A 15050-nucleotide genomic window follows, 5' to 3' on the forward strand; every position below is an offset into this window, starting at 1 on the left:
TGGCCGCCCGGTTCCGATGAACCGGGCGGCCTTTTATTCGCCGGACGAGTTCGGTTACTGGACGACTTTGTTTTCCCTCGTCGGTAGCTGCCTCGCGATATTCAGTTGCCGCTCGGCGGCGTCGATCACTTCGATGGCACTGATCCGCAGCAAGCCGGGGTCGGTCTCCGCCGCGTGCGGGTCCCCGATCTGCCCGGCCCACAACACGATATGCGCCGCGCGTCCGGGTGGCGGTCCGGCCAACGCGGGGGAATTCGGGCCGAAGATCAGCACGGAGGGGGTGCCGAAGGCGGTGGCCAGGTGTCCCACGCCGGTGTCCCCGCAGATCACCAGCGCCGCGCCCGCAACCGTGGCGGACAACTGCTGCAGCGTGAGTTCGCCTGCGACGACGGCGGTTTCGGGTAGTCCGGCATGTTCGGCGACATGGCGGGCGAGCGCGAGCTCGGTGGCGGTGCCGGTTACCAGAACCGGATGACCCGCGGCGTGCAAACGCGAAGCGACGGTGGCGAAGCGCTCGGCGGGCCACTGCCGGGCGGGTGAGTTTGCGCCCGGATGAATGACGATGTGAGTGCGCTGAGCCAGCGTTTCGGTCGGCGGATCCAACTCGATGCGCGTCGGATCCGCTGGTATTCCGGCTGATTCGAGCAACCGGCACCAGCGCAGGGTCTCGGGAACCTCTTGCTGCCAGGCCGGGCCGCGCACCAGCGGGAACTCCGGGTGCCGATAGGTGATCAGTTGTTCCGGATCGGTGGCGTACAGATCGGCGAGTCCTTCGGGCCCCGGCCCGTGCAGGTTCACCGCACTGGTCGGGGGCGGTGCGTTCCAGCGCAGATCACCCACGATCGGGGTGGCGTGCAACTCGTCCACACACCCGGCCATCTCGACGAGGGGGCGCAACCAGCCGGGCGCGGCGAGCACGAGGCGGTGATGCGGACGGGCGGCGCGTAACGCGCGCAGGGCGGGCAGTGCGGTGAGCAAGCCGCCCAGGCCGCGGGCTCGCAGGACCAGGGTGACGGCCGCGTCGGCGGTTGGGGACATCAGCTACGCCTCCCGGCGGTAAATCTTTGGCGCCCATGCGAACTCGCGGACGAGAACGGCAGCGTCGGCGTCCCCGCCCGCGAGTCGGCCGCCGGCTCCGTACCGCCCGGGCGTAAACGTCCTGGTGGTGCGGGTTTTCGACGCTCGACGCCGGTGTCGAGCGGGCCGGAGGCGGCGACTTGCAAGTCCTTCGAGCCGGGAGCACCCGGTCGATATTTCGGAGATATCCCGGCGAACGCGCCCGAAACGGGCGAATCGCCGGTGTGGTGTAGATCTCTACTTCGGCACCAGAATGCCGGTCAGATCCGCGTTGCGGATGGGGGTGTCAGGATTGGCCTGGGCCGAGCACATCAACTCGATGGCCGTGAGGGAACGGTCCACGGACTGGTCGTTGGGCACATCGCCACCCTGTTCCTGCTCCAGGAACTTCGCCACCGTCGTGCGCTGCTTGTCCTTGTCCTGCGCGGTGAATTCGCTGCACGGCGTGTCGCCGCCCTTGTTGACGGCCTTCTCCGCTTCGTCACAACCCGCGGCGAACAGGCCGGCCGCGATCAATCCGGAGACGGCCGCGGTGGTCAGGCTACTCATACGTTGATTCATCGAATTCTCCTGTGGCTGAAGGGAATCAGAATCCGGCCAGGCCGGAGGCGAGATCGGGGAGATCGAGTGCTTCGAGGACTTCGTCGCGGGTCTGCGGGCAGGCGGCGATGGTGGCGGTGTCGATCACGGTGCGATCCCGGATGATCAGATCGTTCAGACCACCGTTGCGCAGAGCCCAGTTGTGCACGGTGCCGTTGAAGCCGACCCGCGCCAGCACCGAACCCTGGGACTGCCACCCCCCGAGCTCGTCGCGGAACATGCCGCACAGCTGGTTCGCGGCTACCGGCGTGACCTGATCGGGATCGGGAATGTCCGAACTCTTCGGCGTCGTGGAATTGAAGGTCATGGTGAACTTCGGCTGGGTCGGAGTAGCGGGGCCGACCGGGCCGTCATCGAGCTTGTTATCCATACATCCGGTGAGCAACAGCGCGCTCGCGGCCGTGCACAAACACCACGTCCGGGCGCTCATCAGTGCCCGCGATCGTCGGAGCCGAGCGTTTCCTGCTTACGCACCCGGCGGTGTTCCGCGAAAACCAGGAACGTGCCGATGCCCAGGCACAGCACGGTGGCTATTCCGCCGATGATCGCCCAGCCCGTGAAGCCGTAACCGGCCGCGGTGACCGTCAGTGCGAGCCCCACGATGCCGAGCATGACCAGGACGATGCCCGGCCAATTACGGGTGTCCTCGAGCGTTTCTCCGGCGTGGCTGCGGGTGGTGCGTTCATGGTCCGGAAAATCTTGCTCGCCAACCATTGGAGGCTCCTTTTCATGGCCGAACTGTCGAACAGGTGCAAAGGCGCGATACCCGGGTTCGGCAGCGTCAATCAATGCGGGCGAATACACCCGCGCGCGGAACTCGGGCTCAGTGGATGACCAGCGGTTCGGCGGCTTTGTCTCGGGCGGGCTGTAATTCGTAGATCGCGTACGCCGACCGGATGACCGGTTCGGCCACATTGCGGACCCGGATACCGCCGGGGGTAGTGCCGCGTTCGGTGCCCGCGTGCGCGTGTCCGTGCAGCGCGAGATCGACCTGGAACTCGTCGATCGGCTCGCCCAGCAGGTAGGACCCGAGGAAGGGATAGATCTCCGGCGGTTCCCCGTGCAGGGTGTCGCTGATGGGGGAGTAGTGCGTGAGCACCACCGTCACGTCGGTGTCCAGCTCGGCCAGCGCGCTGCGCAGTGATTCGGCGACATCTACGGTGTGCCCGGCGAATTCGCGCATGAGCCGTTCGCCGAAGATACTGGCGCACTTGCCCGCGAAGCCGCCGCCGAAGCCCTTGCAGCCGGCGACGCCGAGGGTTTCCCCGTCGATGTCGAGGGTGACCGAAGTGCCTTCCAGCACGGTGATGCCGTGGTCGCAGAGCAGCGCGGTGATCTCGTCCTGCTGATCGCTGTGGTGGTCGTGGTTGCCGAGCACGGCGATCACCGGAAGCCCCAGATCGGCGACCTCGTTCGCCACGACCCGGGCTTCGTCCACGGTGCCGTGCCGGGTCAGGTCGCCGGCCAGCAGCAGCGCGTCCGCACGCAACGGCAGCTCGCGCAGCACCGGCCGGAGTTCCCCGGCGGAGTGCGCGCCCAGATGGATGTCACCGACGGCCGCGATACGCATGTGGCTCAGCTCCTTTCGGGCGCGGACAGGTTTTCGGTGCCCTCGGGGGCACACGGCAGCGTGACGTGCACGTCGTTGTGGATCCGCGCGGTCGGGAGTTGTTCCCGGATCACCGTCTCCATGGCCTGCTTGCGTTCCACACTGCTCACTTCGCCGCCGAGCACCACGACCTCACCACGAATGGTGACGTGGATGCCGAGTTCGCACGTTCGCGGATCCTCGGCCAGTGCGCGGCGCAGATGCGCGACGACGTATTGCGGTGTCTCCATCTACTCGGCTCCCTCGGTTTCGTTGCCCCCGTTGGTGATTCCGGTCTCGGCGATCCCGAGGTCGGCGAGCAGGCCGAGGAAAGCGCGCGCGTAGGGCGAATGCTCGGTCTGCTCCCGCACCGCCGGCCAATCGACCTGCTCGCGCAGATCCCGGGCGATGTGCAGCAGCGGGCTCAGGTCGAGGCGGTGCGCGTCGAACACGAGCAGTTTGTCGACCATCAGGTCGGTGCCGCTGACCACCGGCGCCATCGTCGGACCGATGCGCAACTCCTCCGCGCGATCCAGCAGTTCGTCGGTGACATCGCGGTTGTTCGGCCGGAAGATGACGTCGATCAGGGTGTCCCCGTCGTAGACCTTGGTGAGCCAGTCTTCGGCGGGGTCGGAGACCCGCAGCCCGTCTTCGGCTAGTGCGGCCACGGCCGCGGCGGTGTCCTCGGGCTTGACGAAGATGTCGACGTCGTGGTGGGTGACCGGCCCACCGCGTGCATACACCGCGCAACCGCCCGCGACCGCGAACCGGATTCCGGTGCCGGACAGGGTGGTCACCGTACGGGTGAGTGCGTGCAGCAATTCTTCGGTGGTCGGAACCATAGGGCGGTGGTACCCGGCGCTTCCACGGTTAATCGCCCTCGAGGTGGGTATACCCGCCTTTACCCCTGGAGATCGAGCAGGGGAGGAGTTCCAGTGATCGAGCACGGCGGCCAACCTGGGGAGGGCCGGTTCCCGCACGCCCGCGCGGAGACCGAGACCGAACGCCTGGACCGCAATTGGGAAAGCCTGATCCAAGAATTGCGTGTGGTGCAAACCGGCATCCAATTCCTGATCAGCGCCCTGCTGATCCTGCCGTTCCAATCCGGATTCGCGCACCTTTCCGCACCCTTACGGGTGCTGTACCTGGTCACCGTGTCGGCGGCGGTCGGTGCGACGGTGTTCCTGGTAGCGCCCGTGTCCTGGCACCGGATCCTGTTCCGGCGGCGACGGATGGGCAACGTCGTCGCGGCGGCCCATCGGTGTGCCATGGTCGGAGTCGCGCTGCTGGGTGTCGCGCTCACCGGCGCGGTGATCCTCGTTTTCGAGGTGGTCGTGGCGGCGGCGTACGCGGGCGTGGTGGCCGGGGTGGTCATCGCATTGTTGTTCGCGGTCGCCTGGCTGATCGCGCCCTGGCGTTGGCGCGCGCGTTCCGGGCCCGCGCCGTCGGCGGAGGACTAGCGAGCGGTGGCGACCGCGGGCATCGGCGCGGTGTGCAGGGGAGTGCTGCGGATCGGGGTAGCGCGTTCATAAGTGGCGACCGTCTGAGCGGCGACTCGGTCCCAGGAGTAGCGCTCGCGCACCCGCTCCGCGCCCGCGGCGCCCCAGGATCGGCGCTGTACCGGGTCGTCCAAGAGGGTGCGCACCGCACGCGCGAGGGTAGCGGGTTCCGGTGGCGCGACCAGTCGTCCGGTGACGCCGTCGACGACGGTATCGAGCATGCCGCCCACCGCGGTGGCGACTACGGGAGTACCGCAGGCCATGGCTTCCAGCGGAACCAGCCCGAAGGGCTCGTACCAGGACGTGCACAGCGTCACGTCGGCCGAGCGGTAGAGCCGCGGCATGGCGCTGTGCGATACCGGCCCCAGCATCCGGAACCGTTCCGCCACACCGTAATCGACCGCCAGTCGGCGCAGCCGGCGGGTTTCGGCGTCGTCGTCGAGGTCGTCGCCGATCGCGCCACCCGCGATCACCAGTTCGGTGTCCGGCAGTTCGGCCAGGGTGCGTACCGCGAGGTCGAATCCCTTGCGGCGCACCAGTCTTCCTACCGCCAGCACCCGATGCGGCTGCCGCCGGGTGGCGGCCCCGCCGTCCGGCGTGAAGGTGCCGAGATCGACGCCGCCGGGCACCACCGAGATCCGGAATCGCGGTACGCCCATCCGGGACAGCTCGACCACTTCGTCGGTACAGGTGGCCAGCACCTGGGTGGCCCGGGTGGCGATGAGCCGTTCGAAACGGATGCGCGGACGCGGACTGGTATCGGCCAATCCGTGGAACCGCCGCTTCACCGTGCCGAGTCCGTGGAAGGACACCACCACGGGCAATCCGTGTGAGCGCGCGGCCAATTCGGCGGCCAGCGCCGACATCCAGAAGTGCGCGTGCACCACATCCGGTCTCCGCAGCGCCCAGTGCTTGCGCAGGAAGGTCCCGAACTCCCCCAGGTGCGGCAGGATCTGATCACGAGCCAAAGGTGTTGGCGGCCCGGCGGGTACGTGCACGACGCGATAGCCTTCACGGGCGGGAACCTCGCAGCGAGTATGCGGATCCTGGCGACGGGTGTAGACCGTGACCTCGTGCCCGGCCCGTACCAGAGCCGCGGCGAGCGCCGCCACGGAAACTGACCTGCCACTGGCCGTACCGCCGGTGAGTTCGGTTAGCGGAGAAGCACATTCGGCCACCATCGCGATCTTCACGGCGGACTCCCATCAACGGCGCAAGCGATCTGTGGCGGTTATGCCCGTGAACTGCGGCGGCAAACCCGGGCATGCCCGGCGCGCGGGGGGATAAGGCGGGTGAGGGGCGGCGCGAGGCGGTGCGCGACTGGCGTCACCAGACGAGCAGCTGAGCGAATACGCGCGGCGCGGTTTCGGGCAGCGCCGAGGTCGGCGACGCGTCCGTTGGCTACCGGCATCCGGAAAAGGGGAGGTCCCCACCGGCCGGGCGTCCTGCCGGGCCGGTTCGGTGTACAGAACCGAGCGGGCGTGCCAGACTAGGGAAAGGTTGAGACTACAGCCGACCCCGGTTCACAGCGACCGCCTCGATGAGGAGACGCTCGGTGCTAGGTCGGCGGGAGCGTTGCGACGTGAGTCCCTCGGGTGAGGTACTCCCCACTTTCGCCGCTCACTTCCCGCAGGCGCCGCATCTGCTGCGAACCGGAGAATCCCCCCTGATCGTGGGAGGTATGTCATGCCAACGGATGCAGTCGTGCTGCACGTCGGAGACGGTGCGCACGTGTCTACCAACGGCGCTACCGACGACACATCGACGTCGCGGTTCCATCACAGCCGAATGTGGGCCCAACGGGTCGACCGCCGCAGACGAAGCGTGGTGGTGCGGGTCGAAGGCGAGCTCGATGCCGCGGTCTATCCGGAGTTTCGCGCAACCCTCGACAACGCGATCGACACCGGCGCCCCCGCGGTGGTCATCGATTTGCGGGCCGCGCGCTTCGTGAGTCTGCGGGCCGCCGCCGACCTCGGCGCGGTTCGGCAGCGCGCCGCCTGCAACGGGGTCGACCTGCGGATCGTGGCTGGTCGCCGCGATGTCGAGCGGGCCTTCGAACTCACCGGCGTCCGGCCTATGTTCGGCTATTACCCGTCGATGCGGGCGGCTCTCGACGCTTAGATGACGTTGGTCCCCGAACGCGCCGATCCACTCGCCCGTAAGGCGCACGCCACGCATACTGGCGCTGTGATGGAGAGTGGATCGGTTCACGAATCGGGGACGGCTTCCGAGGATGCCGTCGCACTGAACCGTGTGATCGGAATGGGCAAGCCGCAAAGTGTCGGCAACTTTCGGTTCTGGTTCGCGGACGAGCGCTGGGAGTGGTCCGACGAAGTGGCCGTGATGCACGGCTACCCGCCCGGCACCGTCACGCCCACCACCGAGTTGCTGCTGGCCCACAAACATCCCGAAGACCGCGCTCAGGTCGCCAGCGCGCTGGCCAAGACCGTCGAGCACGGCGAACCGTTCTCCAGTCGCCACCGGATCATCGACACCGACGGCGCTGTGCACCACGTCATCGTCGTCGCCGACCGGATGATCGGCGAGCACGGCGAGCTCGTCGGCACGGCCGGCTACTACATCGACGTTACCGGCACACTCGAGGAACACCGGCAGGAAACCCTCGACGACACCCTGCCCGAGCTCTACGCGGCACGCGCGGTCATCGAGCAGGCCAAAGGTGCGCTGATGCTGGTCTACGGGATCAGCCCGGAGCAGGCGTTCAAGGTGCTCAGCTGGCGCTCGCAGGAAACCAATGTGAAGCTGCGCGCGCTGGCCGCGCAACTGGTCGCCGATATCGGCTCGATGGTCCACTCGACCGTGCATATGCGCACCGAGTTCGATCATCTGCTGCTGACCGCGCACGAGCGTATTCAGGCAGGCAGCTGACCAGGTTCGGGTTTGCGCAGGCATTCACCGGGTAAGCGGCACCGTGAGGAACGTCGCGGTAGGTGCATGGCGGGCTGTGCCCGGTGGCCGGACCGCGCAACCGGCGACGCGAACAAGGTGGTGATGGGCAATGGGGGAGTGGACTTCCCGATCCTCAACGAAAACGACGACGATCGGGGTGCGGTTACCCGCTCAGTTCGAACAGCTCACCATGCTGCGTGCCCTCGCCGAAACCGTTTCTCTCATAGCCGATTTCGCGCTCGATGAGGTCACCGACATCCGGCTCGCCCTCGATGAGGTCGCCACCTCGCTGATCATGGAGGCGGTCCCCGAGTCCACGCTGGACTGCGAATTCACCTATGACGACCGGCAGATGTTCGTGCACGTCGCCTCGATCTCGTCCTCCGAGGCGGTGGTCGGGCAGGCCGGTTTCGGCTGGCACATCGTACGGACTCTGACGGCTTCCATTGCCGCCGTGCAGGAACCGTTCGACGCGACCGTGGGCGGCTTCCCGACCACGGTCGACTTCAGTTGGGTGCGTGGAGTGGCAGATGACGGGTGAGTCGAAATCCCCGGGTGACAGCTACGACAATATTGAACCGCTTTTCGAGAAGATCGCCGCTCTGGATCCGGACGACCCGCGCCGGGAACCCATGCGAGAAGAGCTCATCGAGCGTTGCCTGCCCCTGGCCGAGCACATCGCGCGGAAGTTCTCCGGACGTGGCGAAGGCTTCGATGATCTGTTGCAGGTCGCGCGCCTGGGTTTGGTGCAGGCGGCCGACAGATTCGATGTGAGCCGCGGGTCCTCGTTTCTGGCTTTCGCGGTCCCGACCATCATGGGCGAGGTCCGCCGGCACTTCCGCGACAACACCTGGGCGGTACGAGTCCCCCGGCGCGTCAAGGAGATTCAGCTCAGCATCGGACCCACCATCGAACGGATGTCACAGCGGCTGGGCCGGGTGCCGCGCGCCCGGGAGATCGCCGCCGAACTCGATGTGGATCTGGTCGAGGTCACCCAGGCGCTGATCGCGGGCAATGCCTACCAGTCCCAGTCCATCGACGCGGTGGCCGGCGACGATATCGACAATGCCCCGCTGCCGCTGCTGGAGAGCCTCGGCGAGGAAGAGCAGTCCTACCATCTGGTGGAGGACTTCATGGCGGTCAAACCGCTGATCGAGGATCTGCCCGAGCGGGAACGCCAAGTGCTGATCATGCGGTTCTTCGAGAACAAGACCCAGACCCAGATCGCCGAGGTACTGGGCGTCTCCCAGATGCACGTGTCGAGAATTCTGTCCAAAACCCTTACCGCACTGCGGGAACAGGCGCTGCGCGACTGAAGCGCGCTATCGGGGCACCGGCGGCGGCCCCGGCACGGGCGGCAGCGGGGGACGCGGATCATCAGGGTTCGGCACCGGGCTCGGGTCCGGCGGTTGCGGGGGAACCGGATTCGGTTCCGGATACGGATCGGGCGCGGGGTACGGCGGCACCGGATCAGGCTCCGGAAGGGGCGGCTGGGTAAGCCCGGGATGGTTCATCGGCGTAGCGGTCATGAGGTGCGGTTACCCAGCCCGCCGGGCGCAAACCGCGGACGAAAATTCAGCTAACTGTCAGCGCCCGGTTTGCCGCGCTTTACCATCGGGTATCTGAAAGAGAACCGCAACCACCGCTCAGGGCACTAAGGAGGGGTCGTGATGGACCGCCGGCGACGACCGGTCGGCCGGAATCCGCAGCCAGGACCGGGCGATTCGCGGACGCTGAATCCCGAACAGCAAATAAATTCCCCGACCGAACAGCCGGACCGCGCGGACCGCACCCTGGTCACCCGCAATCACGAGGTCATCCGCCGATGGGCGGAACAGCGCGGCGCCCGGCCCGCCACCACCCCGTTCAGTGAATACAACGGGCGACTGAACAACCTCCGCTTCGATTTCCCCGGCTACGGCGGTGCGATCCTGCAGCCGGTGGAATGGGAAAAGTGGTTCGACACCTTCGACGCACGCCACTTCCGGTTCCTGTACCAGGAGAAACGGCCCGACGGCAGCCCGAGCAATTTCAACCGCCTGGAGCCGCCACGCGACGAGTGGTGGTGAGCTGCCCCGCTGAGGCGGGTGGCGAAGCTGTCTTATTGACCAGTTATCGACGAGCGGGGCCCGTGATCGAACGATCGCGGGCCCCGCTTTCGTCGTCCTGCTGGGGGAGGCTGCGGTTGTCGGCGTGTGATGCGGGAAGCGCCAAACCTACTGCGGTCCTGTGGATCCCGGCAAAACGGCGGGATCCACAGGACCAGGATCGGTTGCTCAGGCTCCTGCGTCGGTATCGGCGTCGGTCTCGGTATCCGCACCGATGCTGGGCAGGATGTGTGGGAGCAAGGCCGCGCCCGCGGTGGCCGCTACCGCCGAGGTGGTGGCGATGCTCCAACCGACCGGACCCAGCGGTGTGCATCCGAAGTAGTGGCACAGGCCCGGGGTCATGACTACGACGCCCAGTACGCCGGCGCTGGCGGCGGTGGTCGCCCAGACGAGGGGACTGGTGCGGCCGGAAAGCAGGGTCTGGCCCAGCTGGGTGCCGATCAGGGCGACCAAGCCCACGGTGGCGGCCCGGCGCTGGGTGCCCGTCCAGCGGGCGACTGTCCAGGCGCCGGAAGCGCCTGCGGCCGTGGCGATTCCACGGACCGCGATGGTGCGGGCCAGTTCCGCGCCGAGGCTGGCGGGCGGGATCTCGGCGAGCTGGGCCGCGCGGTGTTCGGCGGCGCGGGCGGAGTCGATGCCGGGATCTGGGCGGTTGCGGTCCGGAGACAGCGCCAACGCCAGCGCGGGGAACATGTCGGTCAGCATGTTCACCAGCAGGAATTGGCGAGTGCCCAGCGGCGCGGCCCCGGCCACGGCGGTGCCGTACAAGGTGAACGCGACCTCGCCCGCGTTGCCGCCGACGAGCACGCCCACGGCGTTGTTGATCCGCTGCCACATGCCGCGGCCTTCGACCAGGGCGTGCAGCAGGGCGGTCGGGTCCGGATCGGTGAGCACCAGGTCGGCGGCATTGCGGGCGGCGGCGGAACCGTGTGCGGCCAAACCGATTCCGATATCGGCGGTGCGGATGGCGGCCGCGTCGTTGGAACCGTCCCCGGTCATGCCGACGACGTGACCGCCGCGGCGCAGACTGGCGACGATGCGCACTTTCTGCTCGGGGGTGACCCGTGCGAACACGGTGCTGCGCTCGATGAGTTCGGTCTGCGCCTTATCGTCGAGCCGGTCCAGGTCAGCACCGGTCGTGACCTCGTCGGCGTCGATGCCGAGCTGGCGGGCTACGGCGGCGGCGGTGACGGGATGGTCGCCGGTGATCATCCGGACGCTGATGTCGTTGTCCTGCAACGCCTTTACCAGCGGGAGGGTCTGCGGGCGTGGGGTATCGGCGAGGCCGAGGAAGCCCAGCAGGGTGAGTTCGCCGATCATGCCCTCGACATCGTCGGGACGGTCGGACAGATCGCGCCGGGCCACCACCAGCACACGCAATCCCTGTTCGGCGAGATCGCGGACAACCTGCTCGGCCTTGTCCCGAAGTTCTTGCGGCAGTTCCTGTTTCCCGTCAGCGGTGCGGATCTTGGTGCAGCGGGGAAGCACCACCTCGGGCGCGCCCTTCACCACCAGGCGCAGCCGGCGCGTGGTCTGGCCCAGGGCCGCGGCATAGCCCCGATTGGATTCGAACGGGATCTCGTCGATCGGATCCCACTTGTGCGCGTCGTCGCCGAGGATGTCGGCGGCCTCGAGCACGGCGCGGTCGGTGGCGTGCAGCACCGGGCCGTCGGCGGGGTCGGGGCAGGCGCGTGCGGCAGCGCGCAGCAACCGGCGCGCGCTGTCGGCCTCGGCATCGGGCTCCCACTGCTCGTCGAGATCGGCGAGGGTCGTCAGGCGCAGCCGGCCCTCGGTGAGCGTGCCGGTCTTGTCGAAACACAGGGTGTCCACCCGGCCCAGCGCCTCCACCGTCCGGCTGGCGCGCACCAGCACTCCGTAGCGCGACAACCGCCGCGCGGCCGCCAGCTGCGCGACCGTGGCCACCAGCGGCAGACCCTCGGGTACCGCCGCCACCGCCACCCCGACACCGTCGGCGATCGCGGTGCGCAACGTCCGGCCTCGCAGACCACCGAGTGCGGTGACCGCGGCGCCCCCCGCCAGGGTGAGCGGCAGCGCCCGCTGCGTCAATCGGCGCAATTGCGCTTGGACGCCACCCTTCTCCGGCGGGATGGCGCCGGCGGTCGCCCGCCCGGCCTGGGTCTCCGCTCCCACAGCGACCACCACCGCGAGTGCGGAACCACTCACCACGGTGCTGCCCTCGAACACCATGCACGCACGATCACCGAGATCCGCGCCCGGCGTGGCATCGAGTTGTTTCGCCACAGTGACGGATTCGCCGGTCAACCCGGACTCGTCCATCTCCAGATCATCGGAAACGAGCAACCGCGCGTCGGCGGGGACGACATCGCCGCCGCGCAGCACGATGAGGTCGCCGATGGTCAACTGCCGCGCGGGCACCTCCTGACCCGCGAGCGCACCATTGCCGAGGTCCAGTTCCTCCAGGTCTCGGACACGCAATGGTGTTCCCTCCGAACCGGATCCGCCGCCGTCTGCGGTCGCGCCGGACGCTGCCGCTATCGCAGCCACGCTGTCCGAGCGGACCGGGGAACTGTCGCGCTTTTCCAGGGTCGCGATCGGGTGCGGGCTGGTGTCATGTGCGATCTCACGGTCGGGGACAGATGCCGCTGTGGCGCTCAACGCGTTTCGGTCGACCAGCCGTGCCGTGAGTTCTTCACCGGCCAGCAGCTCGTGCAGCGCGCTTTCGGCCTTCTGTCGTTGGCGCGCGGAGATCACGGCGTTGACGGTGAGGACCGAGGACAACAGGATCGCGTCGGAGGGGGAACCGAGGATGGCGGTGGCGATGGCGCCGACGCCCAGGATGGGGGTCAGCGGATCGGCCAGCTCGTCGCGGACATGTTTGCCGAATGCGAGGGCCGGAGCCAGCGGTTGCAGGATTCGTTCCCGGTGGGATTGTTTCGGTGCGGTGCGCTCGGCCACCGGCAGCGGGTCGGGCAGCCGGGACAGGACTTCGTCGGGTTGCAGTGCGTGCCAGGGCAGCAGGGGAGCCAGGGTGGTCGACGGCATGCCGCGTACCGCCTGCCAACCGCTGAACGCGCCATTGGCCAGGCCGAGCACCTGGGCGGTGAGCATCGGTGAGGTGCGCCCGCGCCGACCGGGGCCGGTGGCGAGCAATAGCGCACCCAGCGCGCAGCCCGACAGAGCGAGCGCCCGGCCGCGTTCGCTGGTGGCCCGAGCCGGTGCGACGGCGGCGAGCACGCGCTGCACCTGGCTCAGATCCCGGCACACCACATCCGAGCTCCACGGCAGCCGAAGCGTGGAGTCCTCCTTGCCGCACAGCCCGATTCCGGCGTCGGCCCAGGCCAGCGCCTTGTGCGCGCGCGGGCTGAGTACCGCGACGACGTGCCCGTCCTCTTGCAGTTGATGCACGTATTTGCTCAGCGAGATGCCGACATTGAGGAATTCGTCCGCCAGGGAGCGCAATTCGGCCACGTCCTCGCCCGCGGACAGCACCACGCGCAAACCCGCATTGCGTGCCGCGGTCAGCACCGCGTGCGCGCGCCGATCCAGCTCGCGTCCGACCAGCACCCGTCCGACAGGGCGATCACCGTCGCGCAATTCCCGCCATGCGGGTCGCAGCGTCGCGCCACGGTCGGGTGTGCCGCTGTTGGGGTGCACGAGACGCAAACGCTGTCCGCTCTCGTGTGCGGCGGTGCGGTTGTTCTCATGTGTGTCGTCGGCAGCGGACGCTTCGGTGTCCGAACGGCCTTTGTGCTCGGCCGCGCGCAGCAATCGCTGGGCCGCACTCCACACCTGTGCGGCGGCGCGCTGCTCGTCCTCGGGCGCTTCGGAGTTCGTCGTACCGTCGCGCCAGCGCGGATCGAGGGCTTCGACCTCCAGGACCACCCGCCGTGCGGTCAACAGCGCCTCGCCGTCGATCACCATGGTGGTCAGCCGGTCCAGTCGCCGCCACACCGCCGGGTAGAGGGTCAGCACACCGGCGCGGGCGAGCGTGGTGGAAACGGTCGCGGCGTAGGCTTCGCGCGCCGCGCGCGCCGCCTTCGGCGCGCCCAGTTGCAATGCGTCGGCAGCCTCGGACGCTCTGGCGTTTCCGGCGAACGCGGTCGCGCCGAACAACGCACCCGCCGCCGTCTCATCCGCGACCCGCTCGACGGGACCGGGAGGCAGTTCGCAGGGCCGGGTGTGCGGGGGCAGCGGATCGGCGACGCCGGGGCTGTGCGCGGACGCGAGTTCCGCCTCCCAGCTCCGCCACAGGTTGTGCCGGGTGAGGGCTTCGGTCAGGGTAGCGGTGCGCTGGACGGTATCGACCAGCAGATTCGCCAGGCTCTCCGAGGCCTCGCCGCCGGCCGCGTTGCCGATCGCGTTGGCCAGCGCGAGGACGAGATCGGCCCGGGTGCGGCCCAATCGAGCTTCGAGCAGGCGACGGACCCGGGGCTGGGTATCGATGACGGCGGCGGCCCCGCGCAAGGCGCGCAGCGGCGGCTGGAACGGCAGTACCAGTCCCGCGGTCGACACCGCGATCGCCGCGAGGTCGCCCGCGACCTGAATGCCCGCCGCCAGCAATGGTTCTCGATCGGCGGGGAATTCGGTGCGGCGGCTCCAGCCGATATCGGTGACGTCGGCGTTGTCCTCCACCTGCTCGATGACGTGCAGCAGTTCCTGAAGGTCCTCTTCACCGTGTTTCAGTTCGGCGATCAAGCGCCCGGTGACGGTGTTGACCTTCCAGTCCCGCACCGATCCGAGCCGCTCGAGCTCGCGGTCCAATTCCCGGGTGAGGACCGCGTGCTTACCGGTGGCCAGGCCGTGCACCTCGACGGACGCGCGATCCTCGTGCACGGCCACTCGTCGTTGCGTGCGCTCGGGGCTCGGGTCCACCAGTGCGGCCAGGTCCGCGCGCAGGTGCTCGGGTGTAAAGGCTTCCATACCGTGCGCTGCGGCCTTCACCCCGGACTCCAAGGCGTGTATGGGTATTTCGGCCACTTTCAAGCCCATGCCGAGCGCGAACAGCGAACCGCCCCGAAGCGTTTCCGACACCATGTTGCGCAGTGAGAAGCCCATATCCGACAGCTACCCAGCGGCGCATCCGGCAAACCGACACGAAAGGCGGTGCCGATACTCGTCTTTCGTGTCGCGGGTCCGCGCGGACCGGGCGGCTCGAGCTGCGTTCCCGGGTCTCGAGGATTGTGTCGAAGCTCACCGTCGACTTGCTTTTCGGGTGGGTAAAGGCGAAGGGTTGGGGATAGCCAGCGGCTAACCCAGCCTCCTACCAGGGGTTTACCGAACGGTTGG

At 68.2% G+C, this 15050-nt stretch carries 15 protein-coding genes; 6 read left to right on the forward strand and 9 right to left on the reverse strand.

All coding sequences use genetic code 11. From position 1 onward, the window contains the following. Positions 1 to 54 precede the first annotated feature (54 nt). The 7 genes from BJ987_RS22735 to BJ987_RS22765 form a co-directional block, all read right to left on the reverse strand. A complete protein-coding gene (locus tag BJ987_RS22735; protein WP_209893655.1) occupies positions 55 to 1038 on the reverse strand; it encodes a glycosyltransferase family 9 protein in 984 nt (327 codons plus the stop codon). 276 nt (positions 1039 to 1314) lie between these two features. Beyond that, complete coding sequence (locus tag BJ987_RS22740) at positions 1315 to 1638, reverse strand: hypothetical protein (protein WP_245366089.1); 324 nt, start codon at positions 1636 to 1638, stop codon at positions 1315 to 1317. Positions 1639 to 1663: 25 nt separating this feature from the next. Continuing rightward, positions 1664 to 2047 carry a hypothetical protein gene (locus BJ987_RS22745; RefSeq protein ID WP_245366090.1) on the reverse strand — a complete coding sequence of 128 codons (384 nt, stop codon included), beginning with the start codon at positions 2045 to 2047 and terminating at the stop codon, positions 1664 to 1666. Positions 2048 to 2106: 59 nt separating this feature from the next. After that, positions 2107 to 2391 (reverse strand): hypothetical protein, encoded by a 285-nt coding sequence (locus tag BJ987_RS22750; RefSeq protein WP_209893661.1) that lies wholly within the window; start codon positions 2389 to 2391, stop codon positions 2107 to 2109. A gap of 109 nt (positions 2392 to 2500) precedes the next feature. Further along, positions 2501 to 3247 carry a metallophosphoesterase family protein gene (locus BJ987_RS22755; RefSeq protein WP_209893663.1) on the reverse strand — a complete coding sequence of 249 codons (747 nt, stop codon included), beginning with the start codon at positions 3245 to 3247 and terminating at the stop codon, positions 2501 to 2503. 5 nt (positions 3248 to 3252) lie between these two features. Then, positions 3253 to 3516: a BON domain-containing protein gene (locus BJ987_RS22760; RefSeq protein ID WP_209893666.1), complete on the reverse strand. Its 264-nt coding sequence runs from the start codon at positions 3514 to 3516 to the stop codon at positions 3253 to 3255. Further along, positions 3517 to 4107 carry a nucleotidyltransferase family protein gene (locus tag BJ987_RS22765; protein ID WP_209893669.1) on the reverse strand — a complete coding sequence of 197 codons (591 nt, stop codon included), beginning with the start codon at positions 4105 to 4107 and terminating at the stop codon, positions 3517 to 3519. A gap of 93 nt (positions 4108 to 4200) precedes the next feature. Here BJ987_RS22765 and BJ987_RS22770 point away from each other — a divergent pair, with 93 nt between their 5' ends. Then, positions 4201 to 4725 (forward strand): DUF6328 family protein, encoded by a 525-nt coding sequence (locus tag BJ987_RS22770; RefSeq protein ID WP_307869722.1) that lies wholly within the window; start codon positions 4201 to 4203, stop codon positions 4723 to 4725. Here the strand turns inward: BJ987_RS22770 and BJ987_RS22775 are convergent. Then, positions 4722 to 5957: a glycosyltransferase gene (locus BJ987_RS22775; RefSeq protein ID WP_209893672.1), complete on the reverse strand. Its 1236-nt coding sequence runs from the start codon at positions 5955 to 5957 to the stop codon at positions 4722 to 4724. The genes BJ987_RS22770 and BJ987_RS22775 overlap by 4 nt on opposite strands. Positions 5958 to 6450: 493 nt before the next feature. Between BJ987_RS22775 and BJ987_RS22780 the strand changes: the two genes are divergently transcribed. The 5 genes from BJ987_RS22780 (at position 6451) to BJ987_RS22800 (ending at position 9743) form a co-directional block, all read left to right on the forward strand. Then, positions 6451 to 6885: an STAS domain-containing protein gene (locus BJ987_RS22780; RefSeq protein WP_209893676.1), complete on the forward strand. Its 435-nt coding sequence runs from the start codon at positions 6451 to 6453 to the stop codon at positions 6883 to 6885. Positions 6886 to 7026: 141 nt separating this feature from the next. Then, the gene (locus BJ987_RS22785) at positions 7027 to 7653 is read left to right on the forward strand and encodes a PAS and ANTAR domain-containing protein (RefSeq protein ID WP_245366091.1); all 627 of its coding nucleotides are present in this window, start codon (positions 7027 to 7029) and stop codon (positions 7651 to 7653) included. A 178-nt stretch (positions 7654 to 7831) separates the two neighbouring features. After that, entirely contained in the window at positions 7832 to 8215 is a 384-nt protein-coding gene (locus BJ987_RS22790) for an anti-sigma factor (protein ID WP_307869723.1), read from the forward strand. Further along, complete coding sequence (locus BJ987_RS22795; protein ID WP_209893683.1) at positions 8205 to 8990, forward strand: RNA polymerase sigma factor SigF; 786 nt, start codon at positions 8205 to 8207, stop codon at positions 8988 to 8990. Before BJ987_RS22790 ends, BJ987_RS22795 begins: the two co-directional genes overlap by 11 nt. 351 nt (positions 8991 to 9341) lie before the next feature. Continuing rightward, positions 9342 to 9743 carry a hypothetical protein gene (locus tag BJ987_RS22800; protein WP_245366092.1) on the forward strand — a complete coding sequence of 134 codons (402 nt, stop codon included), beginning with the start codon at positions 9342 to 9344 and terminating at the stop codon, positions 9741 to 9743. A gap of 207 nt (positions 9744 to 9950) precedes the next feature. On the opposite strand, the gene BJ987_RS22805 is transcribed toward BJ987_RS22800, so the two are convergent. Then, entirely contained in the window at positions 9951 to 14819 is a 4869-nt protein-coding gene (locus BJ987_RS22805; RefSeq protein ID WP_209893686.1) for a cation-translocating P-type ATPase, read from the reverse strand. Between the last annotated feature and the right edge of the window lie 231 nt (positions 14820 to 15050).

The organism is Nocardia goodfellowii, assembly GCF_017875645.1.
GTDB lineage: Bacteria > Actinomycetota > Actinomycetes > Mycobacteriales > Mycobacteriaceae > Nocardia > Nocardia goodfellowii.

Bases quoted from the DNA above. Each gene is read 5' to 3' on its own strand.
- BJ987_RS22735 (WP_209893655.1), bottom strand. From the start codon at position 1,038: ATGTCCCCAACCGCCGACGCGGCCGTCACCCTGGTCCTGCGAGCCCGC.
- BJ987_RS22740 (WP_245366089.1), bottom strand. From the start codon at position 1,638: ATGAATCAACGTATGAGTAGCCTGACCACCGCGGCCGTCTCCGGATTG.
- BJ987_RS22745 (WP_245366090.1), bottom strand. From the start codon at position 2,047: ATGGATAACAAGCTCGATGACGGCCCGGTCGGCCCCGCTACTCCGACC.
- BJ987_RS22750 (WP_209893661.1), bottom strand. From the start codon at position 2,391: ATGGTTGGCGAGCAAGATTTTCCGGACCATGAACGCACCACCCGCAGC.
- BJ987_RS22755 (WP_209893663.1), bottom strand. From the start codon at position 3,247: ATGCGTATCGCGGCCGTCGGTGACATCCATCTGGGCGCGCACTCCGCC.
- BJ987_RS22760 (WP_209893666.1), bottom strand. From the start codon at position 3,516: ATGGAGACACCGCAATACGTCGTCGCGCATCTGCGCCGCGCACTGGCC.
- BJ987_RS22765 (WP_209893669.1), bottom strand. From the start codon at position 4,107: ATGGTTCCGACCACCGAAGAATTGCTGCACGCACTCACCCGTACGGTG.
- BJ987_RS22780 (WP_209893676.1), top strand. From the start codon at position 6,451: ATGCCAACGGATGCAGTCGTGCTGCACGTCGGAGACGGTGCGCACGTG.
- BJ987_RS22785 (WP_245366091.1), top strand. From the start codon at position 7,027: ATGGGCAAGCCGCAAAGTGTCGGCAACTTTCGGTTCTGGTTCGCGGAC.
- BJ987_RS22795 (WP_209893683.1), top strand. From the start codon at position 8,205: ATGACGGGTGAGTCGAAATCCCCGGGTGACAGCTACGACAATATTGAA.
- BJ987_RS22805 (WP_209893686.1), bottom strand. From the start codon at position 14,819: ATGGGCTTCTCACTGCGCAACATGGTGTCGGAAACGCTTCGGGGCGGT.